Here is a 4,397-nt window from a genome sequence, read left to right as displayed (position 1 = left end):
GATTCAAAGAGGTCAATAAAAAGTTTTTTTCAACTCGATAAATGATTGCTCCAGAGCTGAGAACCTTAATTGCATGATTTTTCGAAGGAAAACTAGAAAATGCGTTTAATCCAAATAAATCATTTTCGAAAATGAAAGCTGAAATATAGGAACCTTGTTTTTTTGTTACCTCTACAGAAAGAAATCCCTCAGCAACAAAAAAAAGATGTTGAGATTTTTCATATTCTGTGATCACATATTCCTCTTTCATCAAAGTAATTTTTGTAAACTCAGAATGCCTAAATGTTTTTGAACCTAAATAATCAATTAATTGCTTATTGTTTTTAAAGTATTCCATCCTTTTGCTGAGCTCCTTTCGAAACTAAGTTTACTTTATGCTAATAATAGCATGTAAAATTGATACGTGTATCAATTTATGGATATGTAGATAGAAATTGTGTAAAACTTTTTTTGGGGAAAAGTCGATGTTCATTTAAATGTTTCTAAAGTATATATGACGATTTCTGCTAATAGTCCAAAAATTTATAATGACTAATTTTCAATTATTAAACTTGCAACAAATGTATTGGACAGTCGTTGGATAGTGTAATCCACTCCATTATATTCATCACATATCTTTGCGATATTTGATAAACCTTTTCCCTTATGCTTTTTTTTAGTTGAGTATCCTTTCTCCATTAACTTTTCTAGTGGTACACTTGAAGGGTCTGGATTTTTGATTGTCAAAGAAAAATAATCATTGTGGTTTTCGAGAGTCACTTGTATTACATTTTTTTTCTGTCCAACTACAGATTCGAATGCATTATCTAAAAGGACTGTGAGACAACGAATGAAATCAATAACGTCCATTTTGATACAGTTTATAGTAGTTGGCACTTTTAAAATAAAAGCGATGTCTTTATTTATTGCTTTTTCACCATAAGAAGCTAAAACCGATTTTATAGGCATCAAAGAAATTTTTGATAGTTGGGTATAGTATTCAGGGATAAAAATTCCCGAAGAATAGTCAATGATAGAGTGAATGTACCGTTGAGCATTTTTTAAATCACCAGAGTCTATATAGCCGCTTAAACTTAGTAATATCCCATTGTAATCATGTCTAAAATCAGAAATATTTTCATATTTTTTTGTAATTTTAGAAAGGGATAGAGATAGAATTTCATATTCTTTTGCTTGTTTATAGGTTTTAACAATAAAGTAAAAGAGACTAGAAAAAAGAATGCCACTAAGACATAAAAGAATCGAACTTAGCAAAAGAATACTTAAAGAATTCTTTTGTATGCCAAAAAAGTATAAAGAAAAAGTAACCATAAAAAATAACAGAACCAATAGGGAGGCTACTCTGTATCTCTTTTTGATGCTGCTAAATATTTCGATCATGTTCAGCCGGTTAATGAAATGACTTGTGATTCCACACAAGAATAAGCATAAAACTATCTGTGAAATGACTAATAAAGTCGTTACTGGAATAGACGAAAAAAAATTAATAGAAAAGAGTAATCTTGGTAAATCAAAAGTTAATAATTGAATAATGACAAGGATAGTAAATTTCCAAATTAAAGAGACCCCAGAAATCAACCAACTGTCGAAACGTTTAGAGAGAATAAGGAAACGGACGATAAAAAAAGGGAAAAAGGCATAGGAGAGAAAACCATAAGCTTGAATTAAGCTAAGGAAAAAGAGCACAATTAGGTATAGTGATTGATATAGAGTTTCCTTTCTTTTGAAAAAGGTCTTGTTATCTACAACCCATAAATACAAGAGAGAGCTGAGACAGATTAATGATATAGAAGTGAATTCAATACGCATGAAATTATTTTCCTCCATGTTGATAAGCTGTAATGGCTTTCTTAAATTTTGTAATCACTTTTGTTCCGAAATGTAGTTCGGAATGATCTTTAAAAGTGATAACGCCCTCTAATTGATTATAAGAAAGAACAAAATCAAAATTAATTATAAACGATTTTAATTCTTTATAGAAACGACCATCCTCCGCTAGTTCATCCTTTAAATTTGAGATTTTTTCGCTACAAATAATTTCTCGATAATTTGTTTTTATACTAACTTTCCTTTTTTGTCCTTTGATCGACGCTATATAAACAATATCAGAAATGGGGACAATCATGTGTTTTCTTCCAGAGGATTTTACTGTTAATACATCTTTGGAGCGACCTCTTAACTCTTGCTCAATTTGAGACAAGAAAAAAACAAACTCGTCTTCCAAAAGTAACTGGCTACTTGTTTGCTTTACGAAATATCCTACTGGATTTATTCGTTCATTTATGACTTCTATTCCTTTTGTCGTATCGCTTGTCAAAAAAAGGATGAAGGCAGTCGAATTTAATGTTCGAATTTTTTGTGCCAATTGAATGCCATTAAAGAAGGAATGTAAATGAATATCAATAATAAAGATGTCGTTGCTTGTCATGGATAAATTAGTCGGATTATTATATACATCTATGTAATTGTCAATTGGGAATACATCTAATGTCAGGAAGTCACTCTTAGTAGAGAAGTCTTTGAGCTTTTGAGTGACAATAGTTCTATGCATCAATTCATCCTCAACGATATAGGTGTTAACATGTGTTTTCATCTATGAATCCCTCCATTTGAGAATTTTGAACACCAATATAACAGGAAACAGCAGAAAATGGAAAAGATTTGCACAAAAATAAAAAATGCCCTGAAACACCCTATTTTGGGTGCCAAAGGCATTTTTTTACTTTTTATTTCTTTGTACTATTAAAAGAGAACAAGGGAAACTAAAAAGAGATAGCCCCATTAGAATCAATTATCTGGAAAGGAAACTTATTTTCCTTTCATAATTTTCATACAATTAAGAAGAGCTGTATGTGTGTATTTTCTATGTTTATAAAAAAATATTAGCAAATCTATCAGTATATGTCAATGTGATTTTAATTTTAACAAACAATAAATGGGGATATGGTTATTTTTACTCATTTTTTTCCAATACAATAGCATGATAACGTTGATTTTTAAAGCATTGAATTGAGTTAGCCGTCAAAATAATCGTCAAGAAAGGAAGGAAAATCATGGCTAGAAAAGGTGAAAATATTTATAAAAGAAAAGATGGAAGGTGGGAAGCTCGTTATAGTAAAGGGAGGAAAGAGAATGGGCGAATTCTTTATGGATCAGTCTACGGAAAGAGTTATACCGAAGCGAAGAAAAAATCGATTATGATGAAAGCTAAATACGTTTCAAGTATGGAACGAACAATCAGTCCTTACATAGGAAATTTAGGTGATTGGTTAAACTATTGGATGACAAACAAGGTAAAAGGGCAAGTAAAGGAAACAACTTATTCAAGCTATCAACAATTAATTGAAAAGCATTTGCTTCCAGAATTAGGCAATGTACCGTTGATGAAGATCCGAAAAAAAGATATACAAGTATTCCTTTGTTCTCTTCAAGAAAAAAAGCTGGCAGCTGGAACCATTAGAAATATTTTTACTTTATTGAAGAATTGTCTAAATGAAGCTCAACGCCTAGGTTATATTTTAGAAAATGTCTGTGAACAAATTACTTTACCAAAAAAGAAACAAAAAGAAATTTCTATCTTAACATTGAAACAACAAAAGAAATTGGAGCTCTATGCCTTTCAGGATAGAACCTGTTCGCCAATCATACTTTCGCTATATTCAGGTATGCGGATTGGTGAGATTAGTGGACTGAAATGGCAAGATGTCGATTTTCAAAATAATTTAATTCATGTAAAACGAACGGTGTCTAGAATTGTGAATGAAAATCCAACTGGCCCTCGAACAAAACTGATTGAAGGAACACCAAAATCTGCGAATTCTATGCGAACGATTCCCTTACCTCCTAATTTGAAAAAATATTTAGAAGAAAAACAGAAGGCAGCTTCTTCGGAGTATGTGGTATCAGATACAGACGGACTAATTGAGCCGCGTACGATTACAAATAGATTCAAAAAAACTGTTGCAGCTGCAGATCTTTCTGAGATTAACTTTCATGTGTTGAGACATACCTTTGCTACAAGGTGTATGGAAAAAGGAATTGATGTTGCGAGTTTAAGTAAAATACTGGGTCATCAATCAACAAAAATGACTTTAGATACGTATGCTGGATCATTAATGGAGACAAGGAGAAAAGGCATGAAAGAACTAGATAAGCTCTTTAAAATATAAAAATTCGCCGTCAGTAATTATGGTCAACACTACAAAAGGCCTTGCAACACAAGGGTTTCACTTGACCAATCTGGATTGTATGAAAATCAAGAAAGAACAGGGGGAAGAAAAACGACTTTAACTATGTTTTACCAATCGTCTTCAATACAGATATTATTAATAATGTAATTAAGAAAAAAAGAAAGATAGTAGCTATTGAAATTTAAAATAGAAATAACTCAATTGAGA

At 31.3% G+C, this 4,397-nt stretch carries 4 protein-coding genes; 1 reads left to right on the top strand and 3 read right to left on the bottom strand.

Annotated features, from left to right (window positions below; all coding sequences use genetic code 11):
* The 3 genes from JZO85_RS22650 to JZO85_RS22640 form a co-directional block, all read right to left on the bottom strand.
* A partial coding sequence (locus tag JZO85_RS22650; protein WP_242550506.1) for a cyclic nucleotide-binding domain-containing protein occupies positions 1-337 on the bottom strand: 337 nt, incomplete at its 3' end.
* Between the two features lie 194 nt (positions 338-531).
* Entirely contained in the window at positions 532-1,809 is a 1,278-nt protein-coding gene (locus tag JZO85_RS22645) for a sensor histidine kinase (RefSeq protein ID WP_207110782.1), read from the bottom strand.
* A gap of 4 nt (positions 1,810-1,813) precedes the next feature.
* On the bottom strand, positions 1,814-2,593 hold the full coding sequence (locus tag JZO85_RS22640; RefSeq protein WP_207110781.1) for a LytR/AlgR family response regulator transcription factor: 780 nt from the start codon (positions 2,591-2,593) through the stop codon (positions 1,814-1,816).
* 460 nt (positions 2,594-3,053) lie between these two features.
* Here JZO85_RS22640 and JZO85_RS22635 point away from each other — a divergent pair, with 460 nt between their 5' ends.
* On the top strand, positions 3,054-4,169 hold the full coding sequence (locus tag JZO85_RS22635; RefSeq protein WP_207110780.1) for a tyrosine-type recombinase/integrase: 1,116 nt from the start codon (positions 3,054-3,056) through the stop codon (positions 4,167-4,169).
* Positions 4,170-4,397: the final 228 nt, after the last annotated feature.

This window comes from Candidatus Enterococcus murrayae (assembly GCF_017315985.1).
Lineage (GTDB): Bacteria > Bacillota > Bacilli > Lactobacillales > Enterococcaceae > Enterococcus_A > Enterococcus_A murrayae.
This window is presented reverse-complemented; position numbering and strand designations above follow the sequence as displayed.